The sequence below is a fragment of the Buchnera aphidicola (Anoecia corni) genome, from assembly GCF_964056675.1.
Lineage (GTDB): Bacteria > Pseudomonadota > Gammaproteobacteria > Enterobacterales > Enterobacteriaceae > Buchnera_E > Buchnera_E aphidicola_B.
On record NZ_OZ060371.1, the window covers coordinates 164416 to 184130 of the forward strand.

Consider the following 19715-nt stretch of genomic DNA (forward strand, 5'->3'; position numbering starts at 1 on the left):
AAAAATAGAAATAACATATCTGTAGTCAAATATATAATGAATATTAATTTGCACTATATAATGGTAGCAATTATTAAATATATACATATAGTTACATTTTTATAAAAACAATTTTCTTACAAAAAAAACTATTTATACTATTTTTTTTAATGATTTTTTATTAAAATTAAATATTTTATATAAATATATATATATATACATATATATATATATATATATATAGAAATATTATTATCTATTGATATAATATTTAATATGATTATTAATCATCACTATTAAAATAATTAATGCTCAAACATTTCGGAAATAGATTCTTCATTACTAATTCTACGGATAGCTTCTGCTAACATAGATGACAACGTTAAAGTACGAACTTTATTAATTTTTTTTATTTTTTCTGTTAGAGGAATTGTATCGCATACAACAACTTCATCTATAATGGATTTGTCTAAATTCAATGAAGCTTGTCCGGAAAATATAGGATGAGTAGCATAAGCAATAACACGATTAGCTCCTCTTTCCTTTAATGCTTCTGCTGCTTTACATAAAGTGCCCCCTGTATCAATAATATCATCTATTAACACACAATCTTTTTTTGATACATCCCCTATTACGTGCATAACTTGAGATAAATTAGTATTAGGACGTCTTTTATCAATAATAGCCATTTCTACATCATTTAATAACTTAGCAATCGCTCTAGCACGTACTACTCCTCCTATATCCGGTGAAACAACTATAGGATTATTTAACTTTTTTTTAACAATATCTTCTAAAAGCACTAAACTCCCAAAAACGTTATCTACTGGAATATCAAAAAAACCTTGAATTTGTTCTGCATGTAAATCAACAGTTAATACTCTATCTACTCCTACACTAGATAAAAAATCAGCTACTACTTTGGCTGTTATAGGAACTCTGGCAGAACGAACCCTACGATCTTGTCTAGAATATCCAAAATAAGGCATTACTGCTGTAATTCTTCCTGCTGAAGCTCTTCTTAATGCATCTACCATAACAACTAATTCCATAAAATTATCGTTAGTAGGAAAACAAGTAGACTGAATTATAAAAACATCGTTACCTCTTACATTTTCATTAATTTCAACACTAATTTCTCCATCACTAAATTTACTAACTACTGCGCGTCCTAATGTAGTGCACAAGCACGTAGCAATTGATTTAGCTAAATTTGGAATAGAATTTCCAGAAAATAGTTTCATTTTATATATAAAACCTCTTGACGTTTAAACTAGTATTTAATTAATTTAACACTCTACTAAAAAATTATTTTAATTATTCTAACTATAAAACAAAATTTTGTTTTTTATTAACTATCTATAAAAAATCTTAATCTAAATTGTTTATTTTGAATTAAACACTTATAAAAAAATAAAAATAAACTTAAAATACATATAATAAAATGTTATCTTTCATAATTAAATATAAAATATGTTACTAATGTAAAATATCGTATACAATGTTTTATATCATAAAATATTTTTTACAAATTTTAGATAATGTTTATTCATGTTTATATAACATCACATTTTTATATTTTTTGAAATTACTATCTTTTCCATTCATTATTTCATTTATTTTAAACTAAATTTAATATTTACTTAAAATTAATTTTAAAAATATAATTATTCTTTAAAAAAATTAAAAACAATAAAATATGTAATATATATTGCATATATTTATATAAAAATCATTGTTACCATGAATCTGCTACGATCTATATAAGTAAAAATCGTACTAAATGCAATTTAGTTAAACTGATCACAATAAAATTTAAGGTATATAACAACGATGCATCCTTCTATAATAAAAAAACTAGAAGAAATAAAAAAACGTTATCATGAATTAGAAATTATGCTATCTGATTCAAATATTATTCAAAATCAGCACCATTTTAAAAAAACATCTCAAGAATATGCTAATATTTCAAATTTGATAGAAAACTTTTTAAACTGGAAAAAAACGTTAAAAGAAATAAAAAAAACCGAACTATTATTAAACGATCAAGAACTTAAATCTATAGCTGAATCTGAATTAAAAATATTAAAAAAAAAATATTTAAAAATAGAAAAAAAAATAAAAAAATTACTAATCCCTAAAAATCCTAATGATGAACATAGTTGTTTTATAGAGATTAGAGCCGCTACTGGAGGAAACGAAGCAGCTATATTTGCTGGTGATTTATTTAAAATGTATACAAAATACGCAGATTTATGTCTATGGAAAACAAATATAATTCACATTAGCGAAGGAGAACAAGGAGGATTTAAAGAAATAATAGCTAGAATACGAGGAAAAGGAGTAGTTGGAAAATTAAAATTTGAATCTGGAGGACACAGAGTTCAACGAATTCCTAAAACAGAATCTCAAGGTCGTATACATACTTCTACTTGTACTGTTGCTATAATGCCTGAATTACCTAAATCTGAAAGAATAAATCTTAAAACAAAAGATTTAAAAATAGATACTTTTCGTTCATCTGGAGCAGGAGGACAACATGTTAACACAACAGATTCAGCTATTAGAATTACACATATTCCAACTGGACAAACAGTAGAATGTCAAGATGAGCGATCACAACATAAAAACAAAGCTAAAGCTTTATCAATACTAACAGCAAGAGTCAACGCTTTAGAACAAGAAAAAAAAAATCAAAAAAATGCTTTAACTAGAAAAAATTTACTAGGAACCGGAGAAAGATCTGATAGAAATAGAACTTACAACTTTCATAAAAATAGAATTACTGATCATCGAATAAATTTAAGTTTATATTCTTTAAATGAAATTTTGAACGGAAAACTAGATTTACTTATCCAGCCACTACAAGAACAGTATAACGCTAATATTATACACTCTTTATCTAAAGATACATTATGAATATAAAAAAATGGATTCAAAAATCTACTATAAAACTATCACATGTTAGTTCTCCACAACTAGACTCAAAGTTACTTATAATGTATGTATTAAAAATAAATAAAAAGTATATTATACTTCATGAAAAAAAAAAAATAACATGTAAAGAAATACAACACTTAAAAAAGTTACTTATACGAAGATATTTACTAGAACCTATTGCTTATATTACTAAAAAGAAAGAATTTTGGTCTTTTAATTTCAATATATCTATACATACCTTAATACCTAGACCAGATACAGAAATTTTAATAGAAAAATCATTGTTTCTTCTAGGAAATAAAAAATCTAACATATTAGACTTAGGTACTGGATGTGGAAACATTGCTTTATCTATTGCAAGCATGAACAATAATTATTTTGTTACTGGAGTAGATATAGATAAAAACGCTGTTCTAATGGCAAAACATAATTCTAAAAAACTTAATATTAATAACGTTACGTTTTTTATTAGCAATTGGTTTTCTACTATAAAAAAAAAATTTCATATGATTGTAAGTAATCCTCCTTATATAAGTAAAAAAGAATTTAAAAATCTTAGTAAAGAACTATATTTTGAACCAAAAATAGCACTATATTCTCCAAAAACAGGACTAGGATATATAAATATAATTATTAGTAATGCAAAAAAATATTTACATTCAAAAGGATGGATAATTATTGAACACGGATTTCAACAAAAAAATCAAGTACAAAAAATATTTAAAAAAAATGGTTTTTTATATGTTCAATCTTACAAAGATTATGGAGGAAACTATAGAATAACTATTGGAAATAAACCACATATACAATATAATAAACATATTAATAAGAATTTATAATTAAAAATTTATACATTTATTTAAATAATAAAAAATAACATACATTTTATTAAATTACTTTTAAAATTTAATAATAATTGAAAATAACTACATATTACTATTATTAGGAAAAAAATGTTATCATTTTCAAATATTGATTTCTCTAAATCTTCACTTTTGCATACTATAATCCACGCATTGAAAAAAATAGATAAAAATTTTTCCTCTTCATACGTATTATCTGACATAAGAAATAAAATAAAAGAAGCAAAAATATACGTTTTAGTAGAAACTATAAGTGAATTGCAAGTAAAAAAATTACTTGATCTATTTTTTTTTCGATGGAAATTTGGAGGAGCGAAAAAAAAATACCAACTATCTGATATGTTATGGATTGATAAAGTACTAAAAACACGTCAAGGAATAGCATTATCTTTAGGGATATTATTGATGCATATTGCAGAAGAAATTGATTTAACATTAACTCCTATATTATTTCCTACTCAATTAATTTTAAAATACTTTTATTCAGATAAATGTACTTGGTATTTTAATCCACTAGATGGAGAAACTATAAATCATCGAACATTAGATATGTGGATTAAAGGAAATATTAGCCCAACATCAGAACTAAAAAAATCAGATTTAGAAGAATCAACTCCTATTTTAATTTTAAAAAAATTATTAAATACTCTTAAAACATCTTTAATAGAAGAAAAAAAAATGGAATTAGCGTTAAACACAAGCAATGTATTACTTGAAATAAATCCAAATAATCCATATGAAATTCGTGATAGAGGATTAATTTATGCTCAACTAGAATGTTATAACGCATCATTACAAGACTTAAATTATTTTATTGAAAAATGTCCAGATGATCCTATAAGTGAATTAATAAAAATACAAATCCATACTATTGAACAAAAAAAAACAAATTTTCATTAAAGTATCAACATTTAAAAATATAATATTCTTGTTTATTAAACACTATGTATTAATAAAAAAAACACAATATTTATGCATTTATTCCATAATATTAAACATTTAATATTTCTATTTAACTTTTTTAAAATTCTATTTTAAATAGTAATTAAAAAAACCTGTATATACTTACATTGTAATAAATTTATTATATATTTATCTAAAAAACTAGTTAATTTTCTATTAACTAATATAATATATATTTATATAAGCAATATACAATTTAAAATTGTTATTTGTTTATTTTAAAAAATGTTTTATTTTTATTACTTATACTTATATTGTATTAATTAAGTTGAAATAATTTATATTAATTGAAATACTATTAATATAGTGCGTAAAATTAATTCATATATTTATAAATTTAAAATTTTATTATTGTTTTTAAAAGATAAATATAAATATATTATCTCTAATATATTAGAGTTATTTTTTTTTAAGACTCTAAAAATAGTTAATTTCTATAATAAATATTATTTTTTATTTACATAAATTAAACTAGACTACTATGAAAAACACACTTATTCTTGTTCTTAATTGCGGAAGTTCTTCTATAAAATTTTCTATTATAGATATAAATAACAATACAAAACATCTTTTTGGTTTAGCAGACCGCCTAACTTTACAAAATCCTTCTATTTCTTGGACAATATACGAAAATAGTCATAAATGCGCTTTAAAACAATATAGTGATCATAAAACCGCATTGAATTTTATGTTTTCTGAAATTATATTAAAACACAATCATTTTTCAAATAATCTTAAATTTATATCTCATCGAGTAGTTCATGGTGGAGAAGAAAAAAAAGCTGCTGTATTTATAGATGATTTGGTCATGCAAAATATAAAAAATATGTCTTGCTTTGCTCCTTTACATAATCCTATTAATCTCTTAGGAATACAATTATCTATGAAAATTTTTCCTTCTCTTGCTACTAAAAATGTTGCTGTTTTTGACACATCGTTTCATCAAACTATTCCGCTCATAGCTCATATGTATGCTATCCCTTATTATTTTTATAAAAAAGAAAAAATAAAACGATATGGAGCACATGGAATTAGTCATAGTTATGTATATGAACAAGCTACTATAATGTTAAAAAAACCTAAAAACACTTCAAATATCATTACTTGTCATTTAGGTGGAGGATGTTCCATAACAGCAATTTGCCAGGGAAAAAGCATAGATACTTCTATGGGATTAACTCCTCTAGAAGGTCTAGTAATGGGAACTAGAAGTGGAGACATAGACCCGGCTATAATATTTTATATGCATAAAAATTTAAAAATAAAAATGCATGATATTTATCATATACTTACTTTACAATCTGGAATTAAAGCTATAAATAAAAAAACTAGTGATTTACGTTACTCTGAAAAAAATTATTTTATTGATAAAGATGCTAAAAATTCTATAGATATTTTTTGTTATAGACTAGCTAAATATATAAGCGGATACACCTGTGCTATTCAAGGAAATTTACACGCTATTGTTTTTACTGGAGGAATTGGAGAAAACTCTACTCTAGTAAGAAAATTAACTATTTCAAGATTATCTATAATAGGTTTATTCATAGACGATGATTGCAATAACAATCAAGAAACTAAAAAAGCACGATTTATTAATAAAAAAAACAGCATTCCTATACTAGTTATTCCAACAGAAGAAGAAATAGCTATAGCTCGAGAAACATCTAAAATAATTTAATGTATTTAAATCTCACTAAAAGTTAATATTAACAATATGAATAACACTATTATGTTAATTCCAATAGGTTATAACGTTGGTTTAACAACTATAAGTCTAGGACTTATTAATTCCATCAAAAAAAAAAATAATGACTTTATTTTTTTCAAACCTTTTACAATTAAAAAAAATAAAAAAACATCATCTTCAACTACACTAATAATAAAAAAAAACAAATTATGTACTACTATTAATTCTATTGTTATAAATAAAATCACTGATTTAAAAACAAAAAAAAATTTTTCTAATTTTATGGAAATAATATATAAAAAATATAGAAACCATAAAACTGAAAAAAAAACTTTTTTAATAGAAGGAGTTGAAGAAAACGAAAATTTAGATAATATAAATATTGTATTAAATCTCAAAATTGCTAATGAAATAAAAGCAAATATTATTTTTGTTACAGATTTAAAAAAAAATAATTCAAATTATATCAAAGAAAAAATAGATTATATTAATAATATAATACAAAGTAACACTACAATGAAAGTACAAGGATTGATTATTAATAAAATAAACTATCCTAATAGTATAGTAAATATTATTAATAATAACAAAATTAAAAAAATAAAATTAAACACTCTTATTCCTAAAATTCACAATTTATCAATATGTAAAAATATTTCTTTTATACCATGGAATGTTAAATTATTCTCTATTTCTTTAAAAAAATTATGTTCAATACTACATATTAAAGTTTTCAATATTAAAAATATCAATATTACGCCTATAAGTTCTATAATGATTTTAGATAATGAAAAAATAACACTAAACTGTGCTCATAAAAAAAATACGTTATTCATTATCGATTTAAAAAGAAAAATTAATATCAATAATTTATGCGAACAATTAAATAAATCTATTGTTTTATTAGTAAATGCTAATAAAAAACATAATTTATATGTAAAAAATTACTATTATAAAAAATTTGATACAAATCCTTCTTTTTTATATTCAGAAATAAACGTATCTAAACTAGTATTTCAACTAGTAAATTTAAACTTTAAAAAAATTAATCTAAACAATATATGCATTGAAAATATAAAAAAATATATTTCTACCTACCTTCATAACATGATACATATAAACAATATCAAAAAAAATAAAACATTACCGTTAAACTATTCTGCTATAGAATTTAAATATTTCTTAACAAAAATGTGTTCTAGTTTAAATAAAACTATTCTATATACAGAAGGTGAAGAAGAAAAAATAATTCAATCCGCAAATATTTGTACTCAACAAAATATAGCTTCTTGTATATTATTAGGAGATCCAAACAAAATATATAAAACTGCATCAAAAATGCATATTTTAATTAACAAAAAAATAAAAATTATTAATCCTAATTTTATAAGAGAAAAATATATTAATCATTTAATTCGATTACGTAAACATAAAGGAATGAATCTAGAAAAAGCTAGCTATGATATAAAAAACAATATGGTTTTATCTACTTTAATGCTTGAACAAAATGAAATTGATGGTATTGTAGCAGGAATAAAACAAACTACTGCAAATACACTTATACCACCATTTCAATTAATCAGAACAAATAAAGAAAAATCTTTAATTTCATCTATTTTTTTTATGTTATTTAGAAAAAAAGTACTTATTTTTGCAGATTGTGCTATTAATATTTCACCTAACGAATATCAATTAGCAGAAATAGCTATACAATCAGCTAATACTGCTAAAAAATTTAAAATAACTCCTATTATAGCTATGATTTCTTATTCTACTGGTAATTCAGGAAAAGGACGCTCTGTTGAAATAATAAAAAAATCTATACAGATAGTAAAAAAAAGTCATCCTAGTCTTATTATTGAAGGTCCGATTCAATATGATGCAGCAATAAATTATAAAATAGGAAAAATAAAAATTCCACATTCATTAGTATCTGGAAAAGCAACTATATTTATTTTTCCAGATTTAAACACTGGAAATACTGTATATAAAGCAGTTCAACAATCTAATAACATAATTTCGATAGGACCAATAATACAAGGTCTAAAAAAACCAGTAAATGATCTTTCTAGAGGATCTTCAATACAAGATATAGTATACACAACAGCTATAACAGCAATTCAATCATATTTAAATTAATAAAATATATATATATAAAAAATTAAAAATATTTATATAAAAATATTATTAAATTTTATTTAAGACAAAAATTATTTACTTAAAAAAATAAAAAAATAAATATTATGTTTATTTAAAGTATACTTTAAACATATTAAAAAAATAAAAATATCTAATACAACTAAATTATATTTATTATTAATAATTCATTAATTTTCTATAATTTAAAATTTTTGAACTCAGCACTATTTAAATTAGAATCAATTTGCCCTACCAAATAAGAACTTATTTCTGATTCTTGAGGTGCTACCTGCACATTATCCGACATTAACCAAGAATTAATCCATGGAATAGGATTAGAACAAGTAGGAAATATTGATTTAAACCCAACTGATTTCATTCTAATATTAGTTATATATTCAATATATTTACATAAAATGCTAGCATTTAATCCTAACATCGAACCATTTTTAAATAAATATTTAGCCCAAATTTTTTCTTGATTAGCTGCATTTTTAAAAATTAAATAACATTCATTTTTACATAAACTAGCAATTTTATACATATCTTCATGTATATCAAATTTTGATATAATATTAATCATGTACTGAGTAGCAGTTAAATGTAATGATTCATCCCTAGCTATAAGCCTAATTATTTTAGCATTACCTTCCATTAACTTTCTTTCTGCAAAGGCAAAAGAACAAGCAAAACTAACATAAAATCTTATAGATTCTAATACATTTACACTAACTAAACACAAATATAGTTTTTTTTTTAATTCAGTTAAACTAACTTTTAATATTTTATCATTAATAGTATGTTTTCCTTCTCCTAAAAGCTGCCAATAATGAGTCATTGTTATCAACTCATCATAATAACGTGAAATATCTATAGCTCTATTTAAAATATGTTGATTAACAATAATGTCCTGAAATATACTAGAAGGATTATTAGTTATATTTCGAATAATATGAGTATACGATCTAGAATGAATTGTTTCTGAAAAAGACCATGTTTCTATCCAAGTCTCTAACTCTGGAATAGATACTATTGGCAAAAAAGCAACATTAGGACTTCTTCCTTGAATTGAATCTAACAAAGTTTGATATTTTAGATTACTTAAAAAGATATGCTTTTCTTGTTTAGATAACCTTTCAAAATCAATTTTATCTCTAGATAAATCAATTTCTTCTGGTCTCCAGAAAAAAGATAACTGTTTTTCTGTTATTTTTTCAAAGATTTCATATTTTTGTTGGTCATATCTAGAAATATTGACAGATTGCCCAAAAAACATTGGTTCCTTTAACTGATTGTTGTTTTTTTTTGAAAAAGTAGAATATTTCATAAAATTAATAACCAATTATATGTTTAAATATTATCTTACAAAATAAATATATACTACTAAAAACTTATAACTTACACTTTATATAACACATGCACCATTATCACAATGATCAAAAAATTCAATGCTTTTTTTATTCTTTAATTCCAGTTCTCCTGCTCTATCACGTGTATTTTGATAATATAAAGTTTTTAACCCAAATTTATAAGCAATTAATAAATCTTTTAACAAGTGTCTTATAGGAATTTTTCCATTTAAAAATAATTCTGGATCATAATTAGTATTAGTAGAAACACTATGATCTATAAATTTTTGCATGATTCCAACTAACTTTAAATACCCAAGATTGTTAGGTATACTCCATAATAGTTCATATTTATTTTTTAATTTTTCATAATCTGGAACAACTTGCTTTAATATTCCATCTTTTGAAGTTTTAATACTAATAAATCCCCTTGGAGCTTCTATTCCATTGGTAGAATTAGAAATTTGAGACGACGTCTCTGACGGCATTAACGCTGATAAAGTAGAATTTCTTAATCCATATTTTTTTATTTTTTTCCTTAAAGATTCCCAATTAAATTTTAATGACTCATTACATATCTCATCTACACTTTTTTTATACGTATCTATTGGTAATAAACCTCTAAAATAATTAGTTTCATGAAATAAACTACATGATCCTCTTTCTTTTGCTAATTGAGAAGAAGCGCTTAATAAATAATATTGAATAGCTTCAAAAGTATTATGAGTTAATTTGTTTGCACTACCATCAGAATATCGCACATTATTTTTTGCAAGATAATATGCAAAATTAGTTACTCCTATACCTAAAGCCCTTCTTCCTATTGCACTATTTTTAGCAGCAATGATAGGATAATTTTGATAATCTAACAAAGCATCTAAAGCCCTTACAGTTATATTTGCTATATCTTCTAAATCCTCTATTTTTTTTATTTTTCCTAAATTAAACGCAGATAATGTACATAATGCTATTTCTCCATTTTCATCATTTAAATCATTTAAAGGTTTAGTCGGCAATAATATTTCTAAGCATAAATTAGATTGACGAATAGGAGCCTTATCAGAATTAAAAGGACTATGTGAATTACAGTGATCTACATGCTGTATATAAATCCTACCAGTTGAAGTTCTTTCATTCAAAATTAATGAAAATAAATCGGTAGCTTTTACACACTTTTTTCTTATATTTTTATCTTTTTCATATATCAAATACAATTTTTTAAACTTTTTTTGATTACAAAAAAAAGAATTATATAAATCTGGAACATCTGCTGGGCTAAATAACGAAATGTTTTCTCCAGATAAAATTCTTTCATACATTAATTTATTTATTTGAACCCCATAATCTACGTGTCGAACTCTATTTTCTTCAATTCCTCTATTATTTTTTAAAACTAATAAACTTTCTACTTCATAATGCCAAATAGGATAAAATAAAGTTGCTGCTCCTCCTCTTACTCCACCTTGAGAACAAGATTTAATTGCACTTTGAAAATATTTATAAAATGGAATGCAACCAGTATGAAATGTTTCTCCATTTCTAATAGGACTACCTATAGCACGAATTCTTCCTACATTTATTCCAATACCAGCTCTTTGAGAAACATATTTTACAATAGCACTAGCCGTTGAATTAATAGAATCAAGACTATCGTCACATTCTATTAAAACACAAGAACTAAATTGACGTATTGGAGTTCTTACTCCTGACATAATAGGAGTAGGTAAAGAAATTTTAAACGTAGAAATAGCATTATAAAACTTTTTTATGTACATCATTCTAGTAATTTTAGGATAAGTAGAAAACAAACAAGCTGCTATAAGCATATACAAAAACTGAGCACTTTCATAAATCTTTCCAGTAATTCTATTCTGAATTAAATATTTTCCTTCTAATTGTTTAACAGCAGCGTATGAAAAATTCATATCTCTATAATGATCTATACATGCATCCATAACTAAATATTCATCTTTAGAATAATCTTCTAATAAATGCTTATCATACTTCCCCTTTTTTACCATATTTTTAACATGATCATATAATGAAGGAGGTTGAAATTGACCATATGCTTTTTTTCTAAGATAAAAAATAGTTAATCTAGCAGCTAAAAACTGATAGTCAGAAGCATCTTCCGTAATTAAATCTGCAGATGATTTTATCATTATTTCATGTATTTTAATGGTTTGTATCCCATTATAAAACTGTATTTTAGAACGAGATATAACTTTAGATAAAGAAATATTTTTTAAACCATTTGAAGCCCAATTTAATATTTGATTAATTTTTTTTAAATCAATTGTTTCTTTTCTACCACTTCGCTTAGTTACAAATAAACTATCATTCATATAACATATACCCATACTTTTTTCGTTTTAACTAATAAAAATAAACATAATAATTTTTATTAAAATAATTACGCATAAATAATAAAATTAGAAATTCTATTATTCTTAAAATTATATAGTTTTATATAACGAATTATTAATTTATTACTGTGTGTTATACATATAATTATAGAACTAATTAATCTAATATAGATTCATTTACTTTTTGTAAAGCTACCACTTTTTCTTTAGAAGTAGTTCTTATTAATATTATTCCTTGTGTATTTCTTCCTAAGACACATACTTCTGAAATCCTAGTTCTTACTAAAGTACCAGCATTGGTTATAATCATAATTTGATTGTTTTTTACAACTTGTATCGCACCTATCATTATTTTATTTTTACTAGTTATTTTAATTGCAATAACACCTTTTGTAGCACGCGATTTTACAGGAAATTCTGATAATTTTGTTTGTTTTCCGTATCCATTTTCAGTAACAGTTAAAATATTTCCAGATCCACGTGGGATTATTAAAGAAACTACTGTATCTTTGTCATCTAGTTTTATTCCTTTTATTCCAGATGCTACTCTTCCCATAGTTCTAACTTTATCTTCAGCAAAACGTACTACTTTTCCTTTCTTTGTAAACAACATCACATGATCTATTCCACTTGTTAATGCAACACCAATTAATTTATCATCATCTCGTAAATTTATTGCAATAATTCCTTTATTCCTTGGACGTTTAAATTCTGACAATCTTGTTTTTTTTACTACTCCGTTTGCTGTTGCCATAAATATGTTTATACCATGATTATATTTATTAATTGGTAAAATAGTTGTAATTCGTTCTTTATAACTTAATGGTAATAAATTGACAATAGGTTTTCCTCTAGCATGTCTACTAGCTTCTGGTAATTGATATACTTTCATCCAATAAATAATTCCTTTGCTAGAAAAACATAGAATCGTATCATGGGTATTAGCAACAAGTAAACTAGCAATAAAATCTTTTTCTTTCATTGAAGTAGCAGATTTTCCCTTACCACCTCTTTTTTGAGCATTATAATCAGATATAGGTTGATATTTTACATATCCAGAATGAGACAAAGTTACAACAACATCTTCTTTATTAATAAGGTCTTCTATAGTAACATCCGACTGATCAGCTATTATTTTTGTTCTTCTATCATCTCTAAAATTCTTAGAAATATCTTTTAATTCAGTTTTAACAACATTAATTAAGTTTTCAGAATATTTTAATATATCTACTAATTTTTGAATTTCAATAACAATTTGTTTATATTCACTAAAAATTTTATTTTTCTCTAAATGCGTTAGTTTATATAATCGTAAATCCAAAATTGCTTGAACCTGTTTTTCATTCAATAAATATTTTTTATTAATATTAATAAATGTATGATTTATATTTATTGATTTCAGTATTGTATTTTTTTTTAAAATATTATTAATAAAATCTGTTTTGTTAACTGTCCATCTTCTAGATAGTAATATTTGTTTAGCTTCTAAAGAACTAGATGCATTTTGAATAAGTTGTATCATTCTTTTAATATTACCTAAAGCAATAGTAAAACCTTCTAATACCATAGCTTCATTCATAATTTTTTTTAATTGAAAAACAGTACGACGTCTTACTATATTTTTTCTATGATTAACAAAACAATGTATTATTTCTTTCAATGTCATTATTTTTGGTTGTCCATTACACAATGCTACCATATTAATTCCAAAAGAAATTTGTAATTGTGTTAATAAATATAACTTATTAAGTATAACTTCTGATATAGCCTCACGCTTTATTTCTACAACAATTCTCATACCATCTTTATCTGATTCATCGCGTAAAGCAGTTATTCCACTAATTCTTTTTTCTTTTACTAATTCAGCAATTTTTTCTATTAGTTTAGATTTATTTACCTGATATGGTAATTGATAAATTATTATCGATTCTTTTTTAGTTTTTTTATTCACTTCTACGTGTGTACAAGATCTTATATATATTTTTCCTTTACCTGTACTATAAGCTTCTTTTATACCAAATTGTCCATTAATTATACCTGACGTTGGAAAGTCTGGACCAGGTATATATTTCATAAGATCTTGTACATTAAGATTACTATTATCTATATAAGCTAAGCAAGCATCTATTACTTCTTTCAAATTATGCGGTGGGATATTAGTTGCCATTCCTACAGCTATACCAGAAGATCCATTTATTAATAAATTTGGAATTTTTGTAGGAAGAATATCTGGTATTTTTTCTGTTTCATCATAATTATTTATAAAATTGACCGTATCTTTATCTAAATCACTCAATAATTCGTAAGCTATTTTTGACATTCTCACTTCTGTATATCTCATAGCAGCCGCTGAATCACCATCTACAGATCCAAAATTCCCTTGTCCATCTACTAACATGTAACGCAGTGAAAAATTTTGAGCCATGCGAACAAGAGAATCATAAACCGCTGAATCACCATGAGGATGATATTTTCCAATAACGTCTCCTACAATTCGAGCTGATTTTTTATAAGGTTTATTCCAATAGTTTCCCAGAACACTCATAGCAAATAGTATTCTTCTATGTACTGGTTTTAAACCATCTCTAACATCTGGTAAGGCTCTACCTATAATAACTGACATAGCATAATCTAAATACGATTTTTCTAATTCCTTTTCAATATCTACTTTCTTAATTTCTCTTGAATCATCTAACATAAAACAATTATCCTTTACATTTTTATTACATAAAAAAAGAACATAATTTATATTAAATACCATTAATTAATTCTAATATTTTTTCTATTTTAAAATAAGTTTTATTAGAATTAACTACCAGTAATTATTTTATTCGAAACATATACATTTATATTCGTATAATATTTAATTCTATTTAATATATATAACAATAGAAGCATTAATAATATTTTATTAATGCTTTATTATACTAGTAAACATATTTATTTAAATAAAATAAAAAACAATAAATATAGTATTATTTTAATTAAAATGATATATTTGTAAAAAATTTATACATATAAAATATATAGTTTTTAACATCAAATTATTTTTTACAAATCTATTACAATAAATGACATTAACAAATTATATAATTTTATAGTATTTTATAGAATATAATGATATGCGATTATATAACAGAAATCACACATATTCGAAACTGTAATAATTATATGTACATACCTATATAACTACACTAGATTAGTACATGCTAAAAATTACAACTAACATTTAATTTTAGGATATATATTTCATGAAACAAGAAGAAAAAAATCTTATTGATAATTTATTTAATCAATTAAAAAAAAATGAAGAAAAGTTTCCAGGAAGAAATACAGAAGCTGAAAAATACATTAAAAATTTAATATCGATCCAACCGAACTCTATTTATTATATAGTACAAACAGCTTTAGTTCAAGAAAGTGTGATTAAAAAATTAAATACGCAATTAAAATTGCAAGAAAAAATTTATAAAAAAAAAGAAGAACCTAATTTTTTATTTTCTTCAGTATTAGATAAAAAGGATAATACGATTTCTTCTATAAACAATACTACTCCAGAAATAAAAAAAAACTATAATCACAATCAATCAAACCCGAACAATCCAATTAATAATCCATTAAATAATACTCCTCATAATACTAGTAATGATAGTTTTTTAGGAAATGCAATTAAAACAGCAGCAGGAGTAGCAGGAGGAGTTGCATTAGGTAATATGTTTTCAAATTTATTTCAACATAATAATAATGAACAACATATCGACCACATTATTGAACATGATACAATTATAGAAAAAAACATAAATAACACTGATTTCCAAAATAATAATAAAAACAATGTAAATAATACGGAAGAAGAACTATCGTCGCATACTGCTCCTCATAATTATAATGATAATACGGAAGAAGAACTATCGTCGCATACTGCTCCTCATAATTATAATGATAATACGGAAGAAGAACTATCGTCGCATGACATGTTTAGTGATAACGACGAGATAGACGATCTTAATGATTTGTAAATAAATTTTATATCTATCAAATATATTTAAATAAAAATAAATTAATTTAACATTTTACACTCATCATTATAAAACCAGCAAAAAAATATAACTATGCTGGTTTAAACTTCATATTAAATATATGTTATACATATATAAAACATTAAAAACTATAAACTATTGCTATGTTTTGTTAAAAACGTTTTAACACCTAATGAAGAAGGAGTCATACCTTCTTTTCCTTTTTTCCAATTGGCAGGACATACTTCACCAACTTTTTCAGTATGTTCAATAGCATCTATTATTCTTAAAAATTCCTGAGTATTTCTTCCAAAAGGAAGATCATTAACTACTTGATGGCGAATAATTCCATGTTTGTCTATTATGAAAGATGCTCGTAAAGCTACTCCTAAAATAGGATGTTCTATACCATATAATTTCTGTATTTTTCTCTTTATGTCAGAAACCATTACATATTTAACTGGTCCAATCCCTCCATTTTGACGATCAGTATTTCTCCAAGCATTGTGTACAAAAACTGAATCTATAGAAATTCCTATAATTTGAACCTTACGTTTTTCAAAGTGAGAATAAGCATTGTCTAAAGATATTAATTCAGAAGGACATACAAAAGTAAAGTCCATAGGCCAAAAAAATATAATAGAATATTTATTATTTACAAATTTTTTTAAATTAAAGTTATTTACAATATCACCATTTTTTAAAATAGCTGATGCAGTAAAATCAGGAGCGGGCAATGTTACTAATGACATAAATTTCCCTTAATAAAATGTTTATTGTTTTAAATAATGTCAAATTACAGCTTTTACTTTTAAAAAATATTATTACACAGTATAATGAATTATATAAAATATGAAAATATATATAAACTTTAAATTCTATCCTTTTTTATATTTTAACACTGGAATCTATTCTGATAAAAATGAATAATACTAAATATTCTTGGAATAATATTTTAATAGAAGAAAAAAAAAACCTTATTTTATAAATCTAATCAAATTTATAAAACAACAAAGACTAACAAAAACAATATATCCTAAAGCGAAAAATATATTTAACGCTTTTAAATTTACACCATTTTATAATATTAAAGTAGTAATCATAGGACAAGATCCTTACTATAATAAAAATCAAGCTAATGGTTTAGCCTTTTCTGTATATTCTCAATGTACTATAATTCCTCCATCACTAAAAAATATTTTTAAAGAAATAAATAACGATTTAAATAAAAATAAATTATACTCTGACGGATGTTTAATTCGTTGGGCTAAACAAGGGATTCTTTTACTAAATACTATTTTAACAGTAGAAGAAAAAAAACCTATGTCTCACGCTAATATTGGATGGGAAATTTTTACAAACCAAATTATTAATATAATTAATCAATTAAGAAAAAATATAATTTTTATACTATGGGGATCATTTGCAAAAAAAAAATTACCATTAATCAACACAAAAAAACATTTCATATTAACTTCATCGCATCCATCTCCACTATCAGCGCATAGAGGATTTATAGGATGTAATCATTTTTCTAAAACAAATAAACTATTATTACAACTAAAAAAAAAAATTATAGTGTGGTAATTTAATTTAAATTAAGACTAATATATAAAAAAAATATTTTTATAATACAAACTAAAATACATATATATATATATATGTATATATATATATATATGTATATGTATATGTATATTCTATATATAACATATTAATAAATAAGACTTTATGTAACAACGTTTACTCTAACTTTTCTTAATATTTCATTGTTAAAAAAATAACCCGGTTTTACAACATTATGTACGATGTACGAATCTTTATCTTTACCATCAAGATGATTATTAATTTCATGTTTTTTATGTTCAAAACAACTATTTTTACTGACTTCTATTTTTTTTAATCCAAATTTAAAAAGACACTTTAAAAGTAAAATTCTAGTTAATACTATTCCTTCAATAATAGGATCTTTTAACATATTTTCTTTTTTTACTGTATATATAACAGAATCCAACAAGTCTAACACAGGAAAAAAATCTAAAAAAAATCGTTTTAAATATTCATTTTTAATATTAAGCAACTCTATGCCTAAATTTTTTTCAAAGTTCTCTATGTTCGCTTGATGTCTTAAATTTAAATTTTTAATTTCTTTTTTTATATTAAATATTTTTTTTTGAATTTCATTAACTTTCTGTGACGTATATTTAATATTTTTAATATTTTCTATTTCATCTATAATAGACTCATCATGTTTTTTTTTTTCTTGCAATGTTTTCTGATTTTGCATTTTTTTTAAAAAATTTTTATCTTGATAATTTTTTTTACTTTTATCATTCATAAAATACCCTTTAGAAAAGTAAAAACTTATAGATTTTTAGTTAAAATTTAAATGATATAAAAAATTATTATATAAAATTTTTTAAATTTTATTATAATTTAATATTTATAAATAAATCCTATACAAAGGAAATAAAAGTGGTAAACAAACAATTTTACTACATTGGCATAATTGGTCAACCTAGAAATAATCATTCTTTGATAACCCATAAAATTTTATATTACTGGTTACTAAAGAAAGGATATGAAGTAATTATCGAAATTGATGTTTCAAAAAAATTGAAATTTCACATTAAAACTGTTGGTACATTAGCAGAAATTGGAAAACTATGCGATTTAGCTATTATCGTAGGCGGAGATGGAAATATGTTACACGCAGCTAGAGTTTTATCTTCATATAATATAAAAATTATCGGAATAAATCGAGGAAAGCTAGGATTTTTGACTGATTTAGAACCTGATACTGCATTAAAAACATTAGAAACAGTACTTAATGGAAAATATTTTCTAGAAAAAAGATTTTTTTTAAAAATACAGTTGTCTAAAAAATTTGATAAAAAAAAAAAAGTTTTAGTGCTATTAATGAAGTTATTCTACATTCAGATAAAGTATCTAACATGATTGATTTTGAAGTATATATCAATAAAAAATTTTCTTTTTCTCATCGATCAGATGGATTTATTATATCAACTCCAACTGGATCTACAGGTTATTCATTATCAGCTGGAGGTCCCATTTTAGAACATTCTTTACAAGCAATAATACTTATTCCAATGTTTCCTCATACTTTATCATCACGTCCTGTAGTAATTAGTAGCAACAGTCATATTTGTTTAAAAGTAAATAATATGCATAAAAATCTACAGATCAGTTGTGATAATCAAGTTATTCTTCCTATAAAAATAAAAGAAAAAATTTTTATACGGAAAAGTACTAATTACTTGTATCTGATCCATCCAAAAAACTATAATTACTTTAGTCATTTAAGGTCTAAGTTAAATTGGTCAAAAAATTTTTTTTAAAAATATATATATATACATCATATAAATTAACTGTATTAACATACGCAT

Annotated in this window: 13 protein-coding genes and 1 pseudogene; 8 read left to right on the forward strand and 6 right to left on the reverse strand. The window is 23.4% G+C overall.

Going from position 1 to position 19715, the window contains the following annotated elements; translation table 11 throughout:
- Positions 1-284 precede the first annotated feature (284 nt).
- Complete coding sequence (locus AB4W63_RS00715) at positions 285-1232, reverse strand: ribose-phosphate pyrophosphokinase (RefSeq protein ID WP_367681194.1); 948 nt, start codon at positions 1230-1232, stop codon at positions 285-287.
- Between the two features lie 580 nt (positions 1233-1812).
- Between AB4W63_RS00715 and prfA the strand changes: the two genes are divergently transcribed.
- The 5 genes from prfA (at position 1813) to pta (ending at position 8574) form a co-directional block, all read left to right on the forward strand.
- The gene (gene prfA / locus AB4W63_RS00720; protein WP_367681113.1) at positions 1813-2898 is read left to right on the forward strand and encodes a peptide chain release factor 1; all 1086 of its coding nucleotides are present in this window, start codon (positions 1813-1815) and stop codon (positions 2896-2898) included.
- The gene (gene prmC / locus AB4W63_RS00725; protein WP_367681114.1) at positions 2895-3758 is read left to right on the forward strand and encodes a peptide chain release factor N(5)-glutamine methyltransferase; all 864 of its coding nucleotides are present in this window, start codon (positions 2895-2897) and stop codon (positions 3756-3758) included. Before prfA ends, prmC begins: the two co-directional genes overlap by 4 nt.
- 114 nt (positions 3759-3872) lie before the next feature.
- Positions 3873-4682, forward strand: a complete 810-nt coding sequence (locus AB4W63_RS00730; protein ID WP_367681115.1) for a tetratricopeptide repeat protein — start codon at positions 3873-3875, stop codon at positions 4680-4682.
- A 544-nt stretch (positions 4683-5226) separates the two neighbouring features.
- A complete protein-coding gene (locus tag AB4W63_RS00735; RefSeq protein WP_367681116.1) occupies positions 5227-6426 on the forward strand; it encodes an acetate kinase in 1200 nt (399 codons plus the stop codon).
- Between the two features lie 36 nt (positions 6427-6462).
- Positions 6463-8574, forward strand: a complete 2112-nt coding sequence (gene pta / locus AB4W63_RS00740) for a phosphate acetyltransferase (protein WP_367681117.1) — start codon at positions 6463-6465, stop codon at positions 8572-8574.
- A 196-nt stretch (positions 8575-8770) separates the two neighbouring features.
- Here the strand turns inward: pta and nrdB are convergent, their stop codons facing one another.
- From nrdB to gyrA, 3 genes are all read right to left on the reverse strand, one after another.
- Complete coding sequence (nrdB, locus tag AB4W63_RS00745) at positions 8771-9901, reverse strand: class Ia ribonucleoside-diphosphate reductase subunit beta (protein WP_367681118.1); 1131 nt, start codon at positions 9899-9901, stop codon at positions 8771-8773.
- Between the two features lie 78 nt (positions 9902-9979).
- On the reverse strand, positions 9980-12268 hold the full coding sequence (gene nrdA / locus AB4W63_RS00750; protein WP_367681119.1) for a class 1a ribonucleoside-diphosphate reductase subunit alpha: 2289 nt from the start codon (positions 12266-12268) through the stop codon (positions 9980-9982).
- A gap of 178 nt (positions 12269-12446) precedes the next feature.
- Positions 12447-14987: a DNA topoisomerase (ATP-hydrolyzing) subunit A gene (gyrA, locus tag AB4W63_RS00755; RefSeq protein WP_367681120.1), complete on the reverse strand. Its 2541-nt coding sequence runs from the start codon at positions 14985-14987 to the stop codon at positions 12447-12449.
- Positions 14988-15540: 553 nt separating this feature from the next.
- Here gyrA and AB4W63_RS00760 point away from each other — a divergent pair.
- Positions 15541-16308 carry a DUF2076 domain-containing protein gene (locus AB4W63_RS00760; RefSeq protein ID WP_367681121.1) on the forward strand — a complete coding sequence of 256 codons (768 nt, stop codon included), beginning with the start codon at positions 15541-15543 and terminating at the stop codon, positions 16306-16308.
- A 149-nt stretch (positions 16309-16457) separates the two neighbouring features.
- Here AB4W63_RS00760 and AB4W63_RS00765 read toward each other — a convergent pair whose 3' ends face one another.
- Complete coding sequence (locus AB4W63_RS00765; RefSeq protein ID WP_367681122.1) at positions 16458-17060, reverse strand: redoxin domain-containing protein; 603 nt, start codon at positions 17058-17060, stop codon at positions 16458-16460.
- Between the two features lie 250 nt (positions 17061-17310).
- On the opposite strand from AB4W63_RS00765, the gene ung reads away from it, so the two are divergent.
- Positions 17311-17895, forward strand: coding sequence for a uracil-DNA glycosylase (ung, locus tag AB4W63_RS00770; protein WP_367681195.1), 585 nt, complete (start codon positions 17311-17313; stop codon positions 17893-17895).
- 142 nt (positions 17896-18037) lie between these two features.
- On the opposite strand, the gene grpE is transcribed toward ung, so the two are convergent.
- Positions 18038-18646, reverse strand: a complete 609-nt coding sequence (gene grpE, locus AB4W63_RS00775) for a nucleotide exchange factor GrpE (RefSeq protein WP_367681123.1) — start codon at positions 18644-18646, stop codon at positions 18038-18040.
- A gap of 137 nt (positions 18647-18783) precedes the next feature.
- On the opposite strand from grpE, the pseudogene nadK reads away from it, so the two are divergent.
- Positions 18784-19667, forward strand: a pseudogene (nadK, locus tag AB4W63_RS00780) (NAD(+) kinase).
- Positions 19668-19715 lie beyond the last annotated feature (48 nt).